This is a genomic window from Streptomyces sp. NPDC047853, assembly GCF_043204535.1.
Taxonomy (GTDB): Bacteria; Actinomycetota; Actinomycetes; order Streptomycetales; family Streptomycetaceae; genus Streptomyces.
Genome location: NZ_JBIDCI010000002.1, coordinates 153954 through 171106 on the forward strand (window position 1 = coordinate 153954; position 17153 = coordinate 171106).

Below are 17153 nucleotides of genomic sequence, written 5' to 3' on the forward strand. Positions count from 1 at the left end.
CACCGGCGGGGGAGGCGTGGGGAGGGACGGGGTGGCGGAGCAGCGGGAGCCGCACGGGCCGTATGTGTCGGGGTACGCCGAGATCCTCGCGGGCGTCGCGGCCACGGGGCGCCGGCTGACCCGCGACGAGCTGGAGGAACGCCGGCTCCTCGGGGAGCGGGCCGCGGAGGCGGGGCACAGCCTGCGCAGCCTCGTACGGCTGCATCTGGACGCCACGCGCGCCTCCTGGCCCGACGGCGCGACCGGTGGTTCCGGTTACGGGCCCGGTTCGGGCTCCCGCTCAGGCGTCGGGGCCGGGGCCGGGGTCATGGACAGTGTGCTCGCGGCCGTCGCCCAGGCCGTCGACGCCTTCGCCGAGGGGTACGAGCGCGCCCAGCGCCTCGCCGTACGGCAGGAGGAGGCGGCGCGTCGGGAGTTCATCGACGACCTGCTCTACGGGCGCAGCGACCTGGGCCGGCTCGCCGAACGGGCCGTGCGCTTCGGCCTGGTCCTCTCCCGCGCCCACGCCGTCGCGGTGGCCGAGGGTCCGGAGACGTACGACGACACCGCGCCGGTGACCCGGCTCGTGGAGACCGCGCTCATCTCCCGTTTCGGCGACCGGAGCATCCTGATCACCACCAAGAACGGGCAGTTGATCTGCATCGCGCCCGGTGACCAGGACGAGGTCCTCGCCTTCTTCGCCAAGCAGGCGTACGCCGCCGCGGAGGGCAGCCGGGTGGCCATCGGGCGGCCCCGCTCCGGCGCGGGCGGCGTGGTGCACAGCTACGAGGAGGCGCTGAGCACCCTCGAACTCGCCGAACGGCTCGAACTCGACGAGCCCGTGCTGCGCGCCGCCGACCTGCTCGTCTACCCGGTGCTCACCCGCGACCGGCAGGCCATGGCCGACCTGGTGCTGAGCGTGCTGGGTCCGTTGCGCGGCGCCCGTGGTGGTGCCGGGCCGCTGCTGCGGACGCTGGAGGCCTACTTCGACGCCGGCTGCACCTCGGCCGAGGCCGCCCGGCGGCTGGCGCTCAGCGTGCGGGCCCTCACCTACCGGCTGGACCGCATCCACCAGCTGACCGGCGCCAACCCCGCCGACCCCGTGCACCGCTACACCCTGCAGACCGCGGTCATCGGGGCCCGACTGCTGGGCTGGCCCGCCCAGGAGATCTGAGCGGGCCGTGCCGGGCGGGCGGGCGAGGTCAGCCGCTGATCTCCACCTTGCCGTTGCGCGGGTCCGGGCCGTCCGAGCGGTCGGGGCGGCCGAGGTGCTCGGGACGGTCCGGTCCGTGCGCGGTGGCCGTCCCGGTGGTGTCCTTCGCGGTGATGTTCCTCAGCAGGGACACCAGGTCGACGCCCGTGGTCGAGTTGAGCAGTTCCACGCCCTGCGCCACGTTGTCGGCGACCGTGCGCGACAGCCGGCTCGCGCCGTCCGTCGAGATCACCGTCATCTTGTCCACGGCCGCGAGGGGCTCGGACGCCTTGGCCACCACCTGCGGCAGCACCTCGACCAGCATCTGGAGCACGGCCGCCTCGCCGTACTGCCCGAAGGCGTCGGCCTTCTGCCGCATCGCCTCGGCCTCGGCCGAGCCCTTGGCGCCGATCGCGGCGGCCTCCGCCTCGCCCTCCAGCCGTACGGCCTCGGCGATCGCCGCGCGCCGGGAACGCTCGGCCTCACCCTGCTTGAGGCCTTCGATGGCCTCCGCCTCGGCCAGCGCGCCACGGCGCTGCTTCTCGCCCTCACCGGTGAGCCGGGCCCGCTCGGCCTCGGCCTGGGCCGCGGCGATCTCCGCCGCCCGCTCGGCCTCCGCCTGCTTGACCCGCGCCACCCGGCGGGCCTCCGCCTCCTGTTCGGCCGCGTAGCGCTGCGCGTCGGCGGGCTTGCGGACCTCGGTGTCGAGCTGGCGGTCCTTCAGCGCCGCCTGCCGCTCGGCGACCTTCTCCTGCTCGGCGAGGATGTCCTGCTGCCGGGCCGCCTCGGCGAGCGGACCGGAGGCGTTGGCGCGGGCCGCCGCCTGGTCGGTCTCCGCCTTGATCTCGGCCTGCTTGAGGTAGAGGGTCCGCTGCGCGACCGCGATCTCCTCCTCCGCCTTCAGCCGTGCCTGCTCGGCGGCCCGCCGGGCCACGGCCTCGGCGATGTCGGCCTCCTGCTTGGCGCGGGCCGCCTCGGGGCGGCCGAGGTCCTCCAGGTAGGAGCCTTCGGTGGTGATGTCCTGGATCTGGAAGGCGTCCAGCACCAGGCCCTGCCCGGACAGGCTCGCCTCCGCCTCCTCGGCGACCTGCCCGGCGAACGCGGCCCGGTCCCGGATGACGTCCTCCACGGACATCCGGCCGACGATCGCGCGCAGCGCGCCGGACAGTACCTCCTGGGTGAAGCCGACGATGCCGTCCTGCTGCATCAGGAACCGCTGCGCGGCGGCACGGATCGCGTCCTCGGTGCCGCCGACCTTGACGATCGCGACGCCCTCCAGGTTGGCCTTCACCCCGCGCAGGGTCACCGCGCCGCGCACGGCGACCGGGATGTGCCGCGAGGAGAGGTCGAGCGTGAACCGCTGCTGCACGAACGGCACGACGAACACACCGCCGCCGACCACGACCTTCTGGCCGCTGTTGTCGGTGAAGACGCGGCCGGTCTCCGGATCGGTGGACTTCTTGCCGCGCCGTCCCGTGACGATGAACGCCTCGCTCGGCCCGGCCACCTTGTAGCGGCTGACCACCACCAGCGCGAGCAGCACCACGAGTACGACGACTCCCAGCACCGCGATGACGACAGGACTCATGGCAACGCCCCCGAATCGCAGAGAACAGAGAACAGAGAACAGAGAAGACGGAGAAGGAAACAGGCACCCGGTACAGGAGCGCGGGAAGGAAGGGCTCAGCGGTCGACCGGGCGGACGACGACCGACGTGCCCGTCGGTACCGCCTCGACCCACACCTCGGTGCCCCGCGCCACCGGCTGGGCGCTGCGCGCCGCGCACTTCAGGGGCTGGCCGGCGAGCCGGAGCAGCACCTCACCGAAGCCCTCCGCCGGAATGGCGGTCACCACCCTTCCGGACGTGCCGATCAGGTCGTCCGTGCGGGGGGTGGTGGCGGTCTGGTCCCGCATCAGCGCGCGGCTGAAGCGGTACGTCAGCCAGCCGGTCCCCGCCCCGGCGACCGCGCCGGCCCCGGCGGCGCCCGCCGGGCCGGTCCAGCCGGTGCCGAGGGCGAGGGCGCCGGCGAAGCCGGTCATCGCCAGGAACCCGGCGACGACCGGCAGCGACAGCCACCCCTCCAGGACGCCGTCCAGCGCTCCGTCGAACGCGCCTTCCAGCAGTCCGTCGAAGATCAGCGACAGGGCGAGCAGCACGACCCCCGTGATACCCAGCCCGAGAAACCAGGCCATGCGTGCCGTCCCCCTCCCGCCCGTCGCTGAGCTCCGGTGAAACGCATCGTCACACGTGGGCAGGGGGCCCGTCATTGCCGTGTTCCGGCAATGTTTACGCGTCTTTTATGCCGGTCGCCGTGCGGCCGGAAGCAGCCCTCCGCGCCCGGGAACCGGACCGTGCGCCGGTACCGTCCTCTCTCCAATGGGGACTCGAACGGGGAGCGTTCCGCGCCAGGTTCCGCACGGCGGCGGTTATGCGCACATGGTGGTGTGCGGCGACGACGGGCTGGCGCACCGTCTCGCCGCCGAACTGCGCGGCGTCTACCGGGAACAGGTCACACTCGTCGTGCCGCCCTCCGGGCACCGGGCTTCCCAGCCGGTCGTCGGGCGGGCCCGCGCGGCCTCCGTGGCGTTGCTGGGCATGGTCAACGCGGCCGTCAACCGCTCGGGCGGCGGCCCCGAACCGGACGACGGCGGGCGCCCGGCGGAACTGGAGGCCGCCGAGCCGACCGAGGAGGTGCTCGCGGAGGCCGGCGTGGACCGGGCCGCCGCACTGGCCCTCGTGTACGACGACGACGAGACCAACATCCGCGCCGCCCTGACCGCCCGCCGGCTCAACCCCCGGCTGCGCCTGGTCCTGCGCCTGTACAACCGGCGGCTCGGCCGGCACATCGAGGAACTCCTCGACCAGAGCACCGCGCTGGCCCTCGGCGACGCGCGTGACCCGGGGCTGGACGGCGCCGGTACCTCCACGACCGTGCTCTCCGACGCCGACACGGCCGCGCCCGCGCTGGCCGCGACCGCCCTCGTCGGCACCAGCAAGGTGCTGGAGACGGACGGACTGCTGCTGCGCGCGGTGGAACGGCAGCCACCACGCCCCGGCGAGGTGGCCGACCCCGGTCTGTGCACGCTCGCCTTGCTCTCCGCGACGAGCAACGACCCGGCCGGTACGGACGGTTCGGAGGGCAGCGACGAGGGGCCGCAGCTGCTGCCCGACGCGGCGGCCGTGGAGGCGGCCACCGGGCGCGGCACGGTCGTCCTGGAGCAGGTGTCGTACTCCGGTCCGCCGCTGCCCGCCGCCCGGGCCGGTGTGCCGCCGTTCGGCGAGCTGTTCTCGCGGCGGCTGCGGTGGTCGCTGGCGGGCCTGGGGGCCTGCGTGGTGGCCCTCGCCGTGGCCCTCATGGTGGTCACCGGGGATCATCCGCTGCACGCCACCTACGTGACGCTGCTGGATCTGTTCGCCATCAACGAGCCCGCCCACCAGGAGGACTCCGGGCGCCAGATCCTGCAACTGCTCTCCGGCTTCGTCGGGCTGCTCCTGCTGCCCGTGCTGCTGGCGGCCGTCCTGGAGGCGCTCGGCACGTTCCGCAACGCGTCGACGCTGCGCAAGCCGCCGCGCGGGCTCGGCGGGCACGTCGTCCTGCTCGGTCTCGGCAAGATCGGCACCCGCGTGCTGACCCGGCTGCGGGAGATGGACATCCCCGTGGTGTGCGTGGAGGCCGATCCCGAGGCGCGCGGCATGGCGACCGCGCGGCGGCTGCGGGTGCCGGTCGTGCTCGGGGACGTCACCCAGGAGGGCGTCCTGGAAGCCGCCAAGATCCACCGGGCACACTCGCTGCTCGCCCTGACCAGCGTGGACACCACCAACCTGGAGGCGGTGCTGTACGCCCGCTCCGTGCGGTCCGGGCTACGGGTGGTGCTGCGCCTGTACGACGACGACTTCGCGACCGCCGTGTACCGGACCCTGCGCGCCGCGCACCCCGGCGCGCTCACCCGGAGCCGCAGTGTGACGCACCTGTCCGCGCCCGCCTTCGCCGGGGCGATGATGGGCCGCCAGATCCTGGGCGCGATCCCCGTCGAGCGGCGGGTGCTGCTGTTCGCGGCCGTCGAGGTGGCCGGACATCCGGAACTGGAGGGGAGGACGGTCGGCGAGGCCTTCCGGGCGGGGGCGTGGCGGGTGCTCGCGCTGACGGTCCCCGACGAGTCGCGGGACGCCGATGCCGCCGACACCGGGGCCGATGCCGAGGGCGTGCGGGAGTCCCGGTTGGTGTGGGAGCTGCCGGACACGTACGTCCTGCGGGGTGAGGACCGGGTGGTGCTGGCGGCCACCCGGCGAGGGCTGGCGGAGCTGCTGGGGCGGCGGGCGCGGCGCCGGACGGACGGGTAGGGGCGCTCACCGCCCACCGGCCCACCGGCCGCCACCCGCCGCACACCGCCCGCAGCCCGCCACCCGGTTTCCGGCCCCGGCCCGGGGACGGCTCCGCCCCGCGCCTACGGGGCCGTCGGCAGGTGCCGTGCCGCGAAGTCCAGTTCCAGCCGGATCTGCTTGATCCGCTCGTCCACCACCAGGGACCCGTGCCCCGCGTCATAGCGGTACACCTCGTGGACCGCGCCCCTCGCCGCCAGGCGGTCGACGTAGTTCTCGACCTGGCGGATCGGGCAGCGCGGGTCGTTGACGCCGGCGGAGATGTAGACCGGGGCCTTGACGTCGTCGACGTAGGTCAGCGGGGAGGACGCCTCGAAGCGGTCGGGGACCTCCTCCGGGGTGCCGCCGAGGAGGGTGCGGTCGAGGGCCTTCAGGGCCTCCATCTCGTCGTGGTACGCGGTGACGTAGTCGGCGACCGGGACCGCGGCGATGCCCAGCGTCCACGCCTCGGGCTGGATGCCGATCCCGAGCAGGGTGAGGTACCCGCCCCAGGAACCGCCGGTGAGGATCAGCCGCTCGGGGTCCGCGAGGCCGGAGGCGACCGCCCAGTCGCGCACCGCCGCGATGTCCTCCAGCTCGATGAGGCCGACCCGGTGCTTGAGCGCGTCGGTCCAGGCGCGGCCGTACCCGGTGGAGCCGCGGTAGTTGACGCGGATCACCGCGTATCCGTGGTCGACCCAGGCCGCGGGCCCGGCGGCGAAGGCGTCGCTGTCGTGCCAGGTCGGGCCGCCGTGGATGTCGAAGACCGTCGGCAGCGGGCCGGTGGTGCCGGCCGGCTTCTGGACCAGGGCGTGGATGCGGCCGCCCGGGCCGTCCACCCACACGTCCTCCACGGGGACCGAGCCCGGCGACTTCATGCCGGGCGGGTCCAGGACGACCCGGCCGGTCGTCGAGCGCACCGCCGACGGTTCGGCGGCCGAGGACCACAGGTACTCCACGCTGCCGTCGGGGCGGGCCGTCGCCCCCGAGACGGTGCCGGCCGGGGTCTCGATCTCCACCAGCTCGCGGGTCGCGAAGTCGTACCGGAACAGCTCGCTGCGAGCCTCGAAGCCGTGCACGATCAGCAGGCCGCCGCCGTCCGGATACCACTCGGCGCTGACGTCGCCGGGCAGCTCCAGGGCGAGGTCGGTCTGCTCGCCCGTCGCCACGTCCCACACCAGGGGCTCCCAGCGGCCCCGGCGCTGGTGGCCGATGAGCAGGCGGGTGTCACCGTCGACCGGCGCGAAGCCGAGGACCTCCAGGCCCAGCTCCTCCTCGCCGCCCTGCGTGTCGTCCAGCTCGGCGACCGTGGTGCCGTCGGGGCGCAGGACGCGCAGCGCCGAGTGCATGGCGTCGCCGTGCTCCGTGTGCTCGACGGCGATCAGTGTGCCGTCGTGGGAGAGGTCGCCGACGCCCGCGGACTCGCGGTGCCGGTAGATCTGCGCCGGGGGCCCGCCCGCGTACGCGAGGTGGATCGTCGTACCGTCCTCGTCGGTCGAGCGGCCGATCACCGCCGTGCGCCCGTCCCGGCCGAGGGCCAGGCCCGCCGGGTAGGAGGGGTCGAGGCCCGGCACCGCGAGCTCGTCCTCGCCGCCCGCGAAAGGCTGACGGCGCCAGACGCCGAACTCGTCGCCGTCCTTGTCGTCGAACCACCAGATCCAGTCGCCGTCCGGCGAGAGCACGCCGTCCGTCGTGCCGTTGGGCCGGTCGGTGACCTGGCGCTGCTCACCGGTCACCCGGTCCCAGGCGTACAGCTCGTACGTCCCCGTGGCGTTCGACACGAACAGGGAGCGGTCCGGTGCGTCCTCGGCCCAGTCGGGCAGCGACACCCGCGGTGCCCGGAACCTCTTCTCCCAGTCGGGCATCTCCTCGCCACGTCGGGCGTCCTGTCCCCACCGCTGGCCCGACGACACGGACCCGTTGCTCTCAGTCATGGCCCCATACTGCCTCCACCGGGGGACAACGCGCAGATCAGATCCCCAGCCTGTGGAAAACTCCGCCCGTCCGCGACCCCGCCCCCGCTTATCCACAGCCCCGCGGGCAGGCCGCGAGGCCGCGCCCCGTACCGTGGAGGGCGTGTACCGGTTTCTGCTGACGCCCCGCTGGTGGGGGATCAACGTCTTCGTCGTCCTGGCCATCCCCTTCTGCATCTTCATGGGTTCGTGGCAGCTGGGCCGGTTCGAGGACCGGGTGCAGGACCACGAGACCACGACCACACAGGACGAGTCGGCCGGCCGGGGGGCGGCCCGCCCGCTCGCGGAGCTGCTGCCCGTGGACAAGTCGACGGTCGGCGAGCAGACCACGGTGACCGGCCGGTACGCCGAGCAGCTGCTGGTCCCGGAGCGGAAGCTGGACGACCGCGACGGTTACTACGTGCTCACGCTGCTGCGCACCGACACCGGTGAGGCGCTGCCGGTGGTGCGCGGCTGGCTGCCCGGCACCCCCGACCCGGCGAAGGCCCCCGCCCCGCCCACCGGCGAGGTCACCGTCACCGGTGCGCTCCAGGCCGCCGAGTCGCCGGGCAGCAACGGTGTCAGCGGCCGCTCCGGATGGCCCGAGGGGCAGACCGGGGCGATCAGCGCGGCCACCCTGCTGAACCTGGTGCCGTACGACGTGTACGACGCGTGGGTCACGCTCAACGAGGGCGACTCGGGGATGCGGGCCGTCCCCGTGAGCGCGCCGCAGAACACGGGCCTGGACCTGAAGGCGTTCCAGAACCTCGGCTACACCGCCGAGTGGTTCGCCTTCGTGGGCTTCGTGATCTTCATGTGGTTCCGGCTGCTGCGCCGCGAGGTCGAGCTGGCCCGGGACGCCGAGCTGGGCCTGGCCGCCCCGGAGGACGACCGGGAACCGCAGCCGACCGGAGTCTGACACCGGGCGCCGGCAACCGACCGGAGCCCGACGCAGGGCGCCGACGCCGACCGGGTTCTCCGCGGGCGCCGGACGGCCGAGCGGGTTCTCCGCGGGTGCCGGGCGTCCTACGCCGTACCCGCCAGTACGCCCGTCCAGTACACGGTCCCCGCGCACGCGTCGGACACCGTGGCCGTCGCCGAGCCCTCGCCGCCCTCCGGGGTGTAGGTGACCGACACGCTCCCGCCGGCCGGGCCGTCCTCGGTGACCAGCTGGGTGGTGGTCCCGGTGTCGCCGCCGCCCGTGGAGGTGCCGCCCGCGGTGGTCGGGACCTCGGTGGGCGAGGGGGCGGGCGAGGGGCCTCCGGTGCCGCCGCCGGTGGTGTCACCGGGGGCGGGGCAGGTCTCCGAGGGCACCCAGGCGAACTGCACCTCGTAGGCGGAGCCCGGTGCCAGGGCCAGCGAGGCGGCCTCCAGGGACGGGTCGGGCAGTCCGGCCGCGGCGTCCCCGGCCGCGTGCCGTGCGGTGCCGATCCTGGTGGCTTCCGCCGCACCCTGCGGAGTGGCGACCACGCTGCCGGGACCGACGACGGTGCAGCCGTCCGAGGAGACGTTGGTGACCCGGAAGGAGCCGTAGACCACACCCGTGGAGTCGGGCGCGGCGCTGCTCGCGACGGCCGGTCCGAGCTGCTGGGCGGTGCACGCGGGGGCCCCGCCCTCGACGGCGGTGCTGGCGGAAGGATCGGCTCCGGGTGCCGAACCCGTCGCCGCGCCGCTCTCCTCGTTCCGGGGCGTCTCCCCCTCGGGGTCGGCCTTGTCCTTGTCCTCGGCCGTGCCGGCGGAGCCGGCGACGCCGCTCTGGCCACCGGCCGGGTCCTTGCCCTGGGAGGCACCGCCCTGCGCCTGGGAGGCGTGTCCGGCGACGGACGGATCGGCGCCGGGGCCGGTGGTGTTGGAGACGTGCACCAGGGCCGGGATCGCCGTGCCGACGAAGAGGACGGCCGCGGCCACGCCGACGACGGCCTGGCGCTTGCGGGCCCGCCGGGCGGGCACCGCGCGGCGCAGGTGCTCCAGGGTTCCGTCGCTCGGCTCCACGTCCTGGACGGCGTGGTGCAGCATCGTGCGCAGGGCCAGCTCGTCGGAGCCGAGCCCTTCGGGCCCTCGGGTGTCGGGGCCCTGGTCGGCGGGGCCGTGGTTCACAGTTCGGTTCCCTGCGTGCGTGTGCTTCGCTTGCTCTTTCCCGTTCAGCCCGGCCGGGCCGCTCGCCCGCACCGGACCTCTGACCGCGAGCGGACCGATCTCGTCGACCGGACCGATCTCCTCGATCAGGCCGATCTCCTCGACCGGGCTAGTCCCCTCAGCCCGCTCAACCGGCTCGTCCCGCCCAGCCGGCTCGTCCTGCCCAGCCGGTTCGTCCTGTCCAACCGGTTCGTCCTGCTCAACCGGTTCGTCCTGCTCGGCCGACCCGTCCCGTTCGGCGCCCTCCCGGGTGCCGGGCTCGTCCGCGGCCCCGGGCTCCGGGCCCGCGTCGTGCCGCGGTTCCTTGCCGTCGCTCATACCGGTGCCTCCATGGCCACCCTGAGCGCCGCGATGCCCCGCGAACCGTACGCCTTGACCGAGCCGAGGGATATGCCGAGCGTCTCGGCGACCTGCGCTTCGGTCATGTCGGCGAAGTAGCGCAGGACCAGGACCTCGCGCTGGCGGCGCTGGAGCCCCTTCATCGCCTTGATCAGGGAGTCCCGCTCCAGCTGGTCGTAGGCGCCCTCCTCCGCGCTCGCCATGTCCGGCATGGGCTTGGAGAGCAGCTTGAGCCCGAGGATGCGGCGGCGCAGCGCGGAGCGCGAGAGGTTGACGACCGTCTGACGCAGGTACGCCAGGGTCTTCTCCGGGTCGCGGACGCGTTTGCGCGCCGAGTGGACGCGGATGAACGCCTCCTGGACGACGTCCTCGCAGGAGGCGGTGTCGTCGAGGAGGAGGGCGGCGAGGCCGAGCAGCGAGCGGTAGTGCGCCCGGTACGTCTCGGTGAGGTGGTCGACGGTGGTACCCGCCGCCACCACGTCCTCCGCGCCGTCGCGCTGGTTGGATATGCGGGCCGGCCGCGCTGCGGGCATGGGCGCGATCACCGGCATGCCACCGGCCGGACCGGCCCTACGGGGACGGACGGACCGGACGGGCGGCCGCACTGCGGGGCCACGCGTCGCCGCGGGGAAATCGAGAACCTCTGCCACGCCAGTTGGACACGCCCACCCCCGTGAGGGTTGTACGCGTCGGGCGTCACGTTCCCGTGTCTGTCGGACTGCCGCCCGACTGACGGTGCGTCATAGGCACTCATCGTCCCGCTCTTCCCCTATGTCCCATGTGAACGAGCGTCCCCACGCCCGTCCTCGGCGTCCCCACGCCGACTCACGCGCCTTGGCGCCCTGAATGGGTGACCGCAAAGACGCTCCCCGCCCTCCGCACGGTTGCGGAGGGCGGGGAGGAAATCCTCTGATGCCACGGGTGCCGGGTACAAGTAGTCCGGACCAACTTCCGGATCACATCTCGTTCATGAATCCTACAAAGCAAACCCACAGCGGCCAGGACTTTTCCGTCCCCGAGGACGCGGACGGCGCCGGTCAGCCGAACTCGGCCGCCACCACTTCCGCGATCTGCGCGGTGTTCAGCGCGGCCCCCTTGCGCAGGTTGTCCCCGCAGACGAAGAGTTCGAGCGCCGTCGGGTCGTCCAGCGCGCGGCGCACCCGGCCGACCCAGGTCGGGTCGGTGCCGACCACGTCGGCGGGGGTGGGGAACTCGCCCGCGGCCGGGTTGTCGAAGAGGACGACGCCGGGTGCGGTGGCCAGGATCTCCCGGGCCCGGTCCACCGTGACCTCGCCCTCGAAGCGGGCGTGGACGGTCAGGGAGTGCGTGGTGACCACGGGGACGCGGACGCAGGTCACGGCCACCGGCAGGTGCGGCAGCCCGAGGATCTTGCGGGACTCGTCCCGTACCTTCATCTCCTCCGAGGACCAGCCGTCCTCGCGCAGCGACCCGGCCCACGGTACGACGTTCAGCGCGACCGGCTCCGGGAACGGTCCGGTGTCGTCGCCGACGGCCCGCCGCACGTCGCCCGGGTGGGTCCCCAGTTCGGTGCCGGCGACCAGGGACAGTTGCCGCCGCAGCGTCTCGACGCCGTCCCGTCCCGCCCCGCTCACCGCCTGGTACGACGAGACGACCAGCTCGCGCAGCCCGAACTCGGCGTGCAGCGCGCCCAGCGCCACGATCATGGACAGCGTGGTGCAGTTGGGGTTGGCGACGATCCCGCGGGGCCGCATCCGCACCGCGTGCCGATTGACCTCGGGCACGACCAGCGGAACGTCCGGGTCCATCCGGAAGGCGCCGGAGTTGTCGACCACCACCACGCCCTTGGCCGCGGCGATCGGCGCCCACTGGGCGGAGACCTCGTCGGGCACGTCGAACATGGCGACGTCGACCCCGTCGAAGGCCTCCTCGGTGAGCGCGACGACCTCGACCTCCTCACCGCGCACGGTCAGCTTGCGGCCGGCGGAGCGCGGTGAGGCGATCAGGCGGATGTCGCCCCAGATGTCCGCGTGCTGGGACAGGATCTGGAGCATGACAGCACCGACGGCGCCGGTCGCTCCGACGACGGCCAGGGTGGGCCGCCCGGTGCGCCCGGCGCCTTGGATGTCGGACATCAGCGCCCGGTGCCCCCGTAGACGACGGCCTCGTCGCTGTCGGAGTCGAGCCCGAAGGCGGTGTGCACGGCGCGGACGGCCTCGTTCACGTCGTCCTTGCGGGTGACGACCGAGATGCGGATCTCGGAGGTCGAGATCAGCTCGATGTTCACGCCGGCGTCGGACAGCGCGGTGAAGAAGTCGGCGGTGACGCCCGGGTTGCTCTTCATACCCGCGCCGACCAGGGAGATCTTGCCGATCTGGTCGTCATAGCGCAGCGAGTCGAAGCCGATGCCGGCCCGGCTCTTCTCCAGCGCGTCGATGGCCTTGCGGCCCTCGGTCTTCGGCAGGGTGAAGGAGATGTCCGTGAGGCCGGTGGAGGCCGCGGACACGTTCTGCACGACCATGTCGATGTTGACCTGGGCGTCGGCGATCGCGCGGAAGATCGCGGCCGCCTCTCCCGGCTTGTCCGGCACACCGACGACCGTGACCTTGGCCTCCGAGGTGTCGTGCGCGACACCGGAGATGAGGGCCTGCTCCACCTGCTTCTCCCCTTGCTGCTGTGACGATCGAACGCGCGGCTCGCTGCTGACCCAGGTGCCCTGGAGGCCGCTGAAGCTGGACCGGACGTGGATCGGGATGTCGTACCGGCGGGCGTACTCCACACAACGGTGGAGCAGGACCTTGGAGCCGGAGGCCGCGAGCTCCAGCATGTCCTCGAAGGAGATCCAGTCGATCTTCTTCGCCTTCTTCACCACGCGCGGGTCGGCGGTGAACACGCCGTCGACGTCGGTGTAGATCTCGCAGACGTCCGCGTCGAGCGCGGCGGCGAGGGCGACGGCCGTGGTGTCGGACCCGCCGCGGCCCAGCGTGGTGATGTCCTTGCTGTCCTGGCTGACGCCCTGGAAGCCGGCCACGATGGCGACGTTGCCCTCGTCCACCGAGGTGCGGATGCGGCCCGGCGTGACGTCGATGATCCGGGCCTTGTTGTGGACCGAGTCGGTGATGACTCCGGCCTGGCTGCCGGTGAACGACTGGGCCTCGTGGCCCAGGTTTTTGATCGCCATGGCCAGCAGCGCCATGGAGATACGCTCCCCGGCGGTCAGCAGCATGTCGAGTTCGCGCCCGGCAGGGATCGGGGATACCTGCTCGGCGAGATCGATCAGCTCGTCCGTCGTGTCGCCCATCGCGGAAACGACGGCGACCACCTGGTTGCCGTTCTTCTTCGCTTCCACGATCCGCTTGGCGACGCGCTTGATGCCCTCGGCATCGGCTACGGAGGAGCCTCCGTACTTCTGCACGACAAGGCCCACGTGCGCTCCTCGCTCAGTCCGTCTCTTTCCGCACGTACGTATATGTACTGCGGTCGGCTCATTTTACCGAGCGTCCGGATTCCACCACTGCGGTATCGCATGATGAGACCCGGGTACTCGCTCAGGCTGGCTCATGCCCAGGTGGGGACGGGTCACTCGGGAAAGTGCGGTGAGTCACACGTTCACAAAGCTCTGTGCGCTGTGTAAAAGCCGAAGTCGGACGCGGGGCAACCCGTCTCCTGACCGGGCCGGGCTCAGTCCGTCGGCGCCCGTTCCGTCCTCGGTCGCAGGCCGCCCGCCGCGCGTACCTCCGCCGCGCGGCGGGGGACGTCCACCCACGTGTACACGGCGTCCGCGTCGGGGACGGCCAGGAACGTGTCCGGCACGTACCCGGGCTCCACGGCCCCTGCCGCCTCGGCGGCCTCGGCCGCCTCGAACTCGGCGTAGCAGTCCGGGCACATGCCGCCCTTGATCGTCGTCGTCAGCTCGTCCGCGTCGCAGGACATGCAGCAGATCACCGCGCGGGTCACGCGGGCCCGGCGCGGGGCGGCCTTCTGGCGGATCTTCAGCTTCTTGGGGGGCATCCTGTTCTCCAGTCGGTTGCGGGCGAGACCGCCCGGGTTGTTCACGGTCGCGGGGAGGCCCTCGGTGACCGCGCGGGTGATGTCCTGCGGCGTCGCCCCGCGCGACAGCCACTCCTCCGCCAGCGCGGCGAGGGACCGGCAGTCGGCTTCGGACAGGGACATACGGGGGTCCGCCTCGCGCAGTGCGGCGAGGGCGAGGTACGGGGTCCCGCCCTCGGAGGCGGACTCGGGGTCGGGATCGGGGTCGGGCTGCGCGGCGGCCTGCGGTTCCGGCAGCGCGGGCTCCTCCGTGCGGGCCAGGCCGGGGTGGTGGTCGGCCGACACGATCCGTCCGTTGCGCTCCCGCGCGAACTCCTCCCACCACGCCTCCGACCTGCGCGTACGCGACCAGTACGTCCGCGTGACCCACCGCATGGTGTGGTCCTCGACGGTGATGTGCTCCCTGATCCAGCGCAGGTGGCCGGCCACGGCGAGGCGGTTGAGGGAGGTACGCATCGCCTGCTGGCCGTAGCGGGGGTGCTGCGCCGCGAGCACCTTGTGGCCCATCGCGTGTCCGTCGTCGAGGTGGTCGACGAAGACGGCGATCTCGGCCTCTCGCGGGGGCAGGTGTGCGAAGTCCGGGTCGGCGTGCGGGTCCTCGTCACCTGCGGGGCGTTTTCCGTAGCCCGGATTGGCCATCGGGTGGGACGGGGACGGCAGGGCGGGACTAGGGTTGGCGGAAGCCACCATCGAAAGGTCTCGATTCGATGCGTCGGTGAGGCCCCGGAGTTGGTGTTCGAGCACCCCCGGGGCCGACATATTCATTGGGCACTTGCCGCGAACCTAGAGCGGCTTCACTCAGCGACGCAAGCCGATCACGCAACGTCACTCTTACGAGGTACGGCGCCTCAACTCACCTTCAGACTTGGTCGGTTGGGTATGTCAACCAGACCAGAAAACCAGGGGAAGAGCTCGAATCCCGAGGCTCAAGCTCCGGGCCGAACTGCGGCGATGAACGCCGACCACGCCCGGACGGAGACGTGGAGTTCGGGGGCGCCGGGGGGCGTCTTGGAGTCGCGGACGTGGATGGTGGGGGCGAGGGCGACTTCGACGCAGGCGGCTCCTTCGTCGTCGCTGTAGCTGGACTTGATCCATATGGACCGGTCAGTCATGGGGGTCCGCCATCTCTTCGATGAACCGGGCCGACTCAGCGGGGCTGAGGGCGTGAGCACGCAGCATGCTAAGTCGCTCGGTCACCACCCGGAGCGGCTCCGGATCGGCCGACAGCACACTGGCGAACTGGCTCTCCGTATAGGCGAACCGTTCGTGGTCGCGGGTCTCCAGCAAGATCATGGGACCCATACCCGCGCTGAAGGGGGCGCGCTCGAAGGGCAGCACCTGCAACTCGACGTTCCGAAGCCGCGACACCTCCAGCAACCGGTGCAGTTGTTCGCCGTCCACGTGAGGGACGCGCAGAGCGGCCTCGTAGACGGTGAACGCGAAAGCCACCGGCGGCTTGCGTTCCGTGAGCATCACCTGCCGCTCCGCCCTGCCCGTGATCCGCTCCTCCACCGTCTCCTCGTCGACGGGGGGAACTCGGCTCTCGATGAGAGACCGCATGTATCCCGGAGTCTGCAAGAGGCCGGGAATCAGCCCGGACTCGTACGACCAGTAGGTGATCGCCTCCCTCTCCCTCTCCACGAACTCCTGTGCCCGCCGGGGGAACTTCTCCCTCTGGAGATAGTCCTTCGCCGAACTCAGCAAGCCTTCCGCGCGGCACAGCTCATCGGCCACGTCCAACACCCGCGACGTCGGCATCCGTACGCCCTGCTCCATGGATTTGATGGTGTCCGGCGAGTAGTTCGCGGCCTCCGCCAACTGCTCCCTGCTCACGTTGGCCTTGGTGCGCCAGCGTTTCATCTGGTTGCCGCCGTAGCGCCAGGCAGCGGGCGGTTGGGACACAGCGCGCACCTCCGACCGATACACCCCGGCGTGTATCACCCCGGTCGCTACCGAGCGTAGGCCCGGCGGCGCCAGCGTGTGACCATGAACGAGACAATTCACCGCCCCTCCTGGGTCCCGGCAGCCGGACACCGACTGCACCTCGCGGGCGTCCACTTCGACGCCGTACGGATCGACGGCGTCCGGGGGGAGCTGGTCGCCGACTGGCTCGTCGAGGCGACGGACGAGGACGCGGGGCCCATCGTGTGCGAGGGGAGCGGTGGGCGGTGGGTGTACGTCCTGCTCGCGCCCGGGGCGGTCGCGGCGTACGACTGGCCGCTCGGCGTGCAGCGGCACAGCGGCGGGACCCGGACCGTCACCTACATCGGCATCCCGGCGCTGGAGGGCAACACCTGGCCCCTGCGCTGGTACAGCGTGCCGACGGCGACCGCGCCGTACGTGTGCGCGGCGAAACTGCGGGCGGCGCTGGCGTCCGGCGCCGCATGATCGACGTATGACGAGACCCGCGCAGAAGCCGCCCGCGCCGCGTTCCGACGAGCTGCCGCAGGCGGCCCGGGACGGGGACGCGGCGGCAGTGATCCGGCTGCTGGACGCCGGTGTTCCCGTGGACGCCCTCGACGCTGACGCACGGTCCGCCCTGGACCTGGCGGCCCAGGAGAACCACGCCGACGTCGTACGGCTACTGCTCGCGGCCGGGGCCGACACGGCGGCGCACGCCGGGCCGTACCACGACCTCACCCCGCTGACCTGCGCGGCGATGGTCGGGAGCACGGACGCCGTCGCGGCGCTGCTGGACGCCGGGGTGTCCATGGGAGCGCAGGACAGGATTCCGTACACACCCCTGGTCGTCGCGGCGAGCGGCAACCACGTCGGAACCGTGGCTCTGCTGCTGGACCGCGGGGCGGACCCCGAGGACCGGGCCATGAAGAACCGGACGGCTCTCGAATGGGCCGCCTGTTTCGGCCGCGTCGAGTCGGTGCTGCTGCTGCTCGACCGGGGCGCGTCGGCCACCGATACGGCCCTGCGCTGCGCGGAGCGCCACGCGCGGCGGGGCGAGGAGGAGCGGGGCCGCTACGGACGGACAGCCGAGGCCCTGCGCGCGGTGCTCAAACGCGATGCCGCATGAGCACCTGCCGGGGCGCTGCCGGAACCCCTCCGCCTCAGCAGCGTGAACACTCCACCCCCCGCTGTCCCTACAGCGCTCATCCGAGCATCGAAGTGACACCAGGCGTCCATCTGCTCACGCGCCCGCGGAAGCGGCCCG

At 72.6% G+C, this 17153-nt stretch carries 15 protein-coding genes; 5 read left to right on the forward strand and 10 right to left on the reverse strand.

Annotated elements, in window-relative coordinates:
• The first annotated feature begins 31 nt into the window (after positions 1-31).
• Positions 32-1153 carry a helix-turn-helix domain-containing protein gene (locus ACGF5T_RS04665; protein ID WP_366766466.1) on the forward strand — a complete coding sequence of 374 codons (1122 nt, stop codon included), beginning with the start codon at positions 32-34 and terminating at the stop codon, positions 1151-1153.
• 28 nt (positions 1154-1181) lie between these two features.
• Here the strand turns inward: ACGF5T_RS04665 and ACGF5T_RS04670 are convergent, their stop codons facing one another.
• Both ACGF5T_RS04670 and ACGF5T_RS04675 read right to left on the reverse strand, forming a co-directional pair.
• Positions 1182-2759 (reverse strand): SPFH domain-containing protein, encoded by a 1578-nt coding sequence (locus ACGF5T_RS04670; protein WP_356602265.1) that lies wholly within the window; start codon positions 2757-2759, stop codon positions 1182-1184.
• Positions 2760-2854: 95 nt separating this feature from the next.
• Positions 2855-3364: an NfeD family protein gene (locus tag ACGF5T_RS04675; protein ID WP_356602267.1), complete on the reverse strand. Its 510-nt coding sequence runs from the start codon at positions 3362-3364 to the stop codon at positions 2855-2857.
• A gap of 244 nt (positions 3365-3608) precedes the next feature.
• On the opposite strand from ACGF5T_RS04675, the gene ACGF5T_RS04680 reads away from it, so the two are divergent.
• A complete protein-coding gene (locus ACGF5T_RS04680; RefSeq protein ID WP_366766524.1) occupies positions 3609-5513 on the forward strand; it encodes an NAD-binding protein in 1905 nt (634 codons plus the stop codon).
• Positions 5514-5617: 104 nt separating this feature from the next.
• Here ACGF5T_RS04680 and ACGF5T_RS04685 read toward each other — a convergent pair whose 3' ends face one another.
• Positions 5618-7465 (reverse strand): prolyl oligopeptidase family serine peptidase, encoded by a 1848-nt coding sequence (locus ACGF5T_RS04685; RefSeq protein WP_356602269.1) that lies wholly within the window; start codon positions 7463-7465, stop codon positions 5618-5620.
• A gap of 142 nt (positions 7466-7607) precedes the next feature.
• Between ACGF5T_RS04685 and ACGF5T_RS04690 the strand changes: the two genes are divergently transcribed.
• On the forward strand, positions 7608-8402 hold the full coding sequence (locus tag ACGF5T_RS04690) for an SURF1 family protein (protein ID WP_366766467.1): 795 nt from the start codon (positions 7608-7610) through the stop codon (positions 8400-8402).
• A 107-nt stretch (positions 8403-8509) separates the two neighbouring features.
• On the opposite strand, the gene ACGF5T_RS04695 is transcribed toward ACGF5T_RS04690, so the two are convergent.
• The 7 genes from ACGF5T_RS04695 to ACGF5T_RS04725 all read right to left on the reverse strand — a co-directional run bounded on the left by ACGF5T_RS04695 (position 8510) and on the right by ACGF5T_RS04725 (position 15847).
• On the reverse strand, positions 8510-9937 hold the full coding sequence (locus ACGF5T_RS04695) for a hypothetical protein (RefSeq protein ID WP_366766468.1): 1428 nt from the start codon (positions 9935-9937) through the stop codon (positions 8510-8512).
• Entirely contained in the window at positions 9934-10509 is a 576-nt protein-coding gene (locus ACGF5T_RS04700) for a SigE family RNA polymerase sigma factor (protein ID WP_053142636.1), read from the reverse strand. The genes ACGF5T_RS04695 and ACGF5T_RS04700 overlap by 4 nt, the downstream gene beginning before the upstream one ends.
• 486 nt (positions 10510-10995) lie before the next feature.
• Positions 10996-12072 carry an aspartate-semialdehyde dehydrogenase gene (locus ACGF5T_RS04705; RefSeq protein WP_356602275.1) on the reverse strand — a complete coding sequence of 359 codons (1077 nt, stop codon included), beginning with the start codon at positions 12070-12072 and terminating at the stop codon, positions 10996-10998.
• A complete protein-coding gene (locus ACGF5T_RS04710; RefSeq protein WP_356602277.1) occupies positions 12072-13364 on the reverse strand; it encodes an aspartate kinase in 1293 nt (430 codons plus the stop codon). Before ACGF5T_RS04710 ends, ACGF5T_RS04705 begins: the two co-directional genes overlap by 1 nt.
• A gap of 254 nt (positions 13365-13618) precedes the next feature.
• Positions 13619-14626, reverse strand: coding sequence for a hypothetical protein (locus ACGF5T_RS04715; RefSeq protein WP_366766469.1), 1008 nt, complete (start codon positions 14624-14626; stop codon positions 13619-13621).
• 287 nt (positions 14627-14913) lie between these two features.
• A complete protein-coding gene (locus ACGF5T_RS04720) occupies positions 14914-15099 on the reverse strand; it encodes a DUF397 domain-containing protein (protein WP_366766470.1) in 186 nt (61 codons plus the stop codon).
• Positions 15092-15847 carry a helix-turn-helix transcriptional regulator gene (locus ACGF5T_RS04725; protein WP_366766525.1) on the reverse strand — a complete coding sequence of 252 codons (756 nt, stop codon included), beginning with the start codon at positions 15845-15847 and terminating at the stop codon, positions 15092-15094. Before ACGF5T_RS04725 ends, ACGF5T_RS04720 begins: the two co-directional genes overlap by 8 nt.
• Before the next feature lie 126 nt (positions 15848-15973).
• On the opposite strand from ACGF5T_RS04725, the gene ACGF5T_RS04730 reads away from it, so the two are divergent.
• Positions 15974-16375 carry a hypothetical protein gene (locus ACGF5T_RS04730; protein WP_392886880.1) on the forward strand — a complete coding sequence of 134 codons (402 nt, stop codon included), beginning with the start codon at positions 15974-15976 and terminating at the stop codon, positions 16373-16375.
• Between the two features lie 7 nt (positions 16376-16382).
• The gene (locus tag ACGF5T_RS04735) at positions 16383-17015 is read left to right on the forward strand and encodes an ankyrin repeat domain-containing protein (protein ID WP_361011928.1); all 633 of its coding nucleotides are present in this window, start codon (positions 16383-16385) and stop codon (positions 17013-17015) included.
• Positions 17016-17153: the final 138 nt, after the last annotated feature.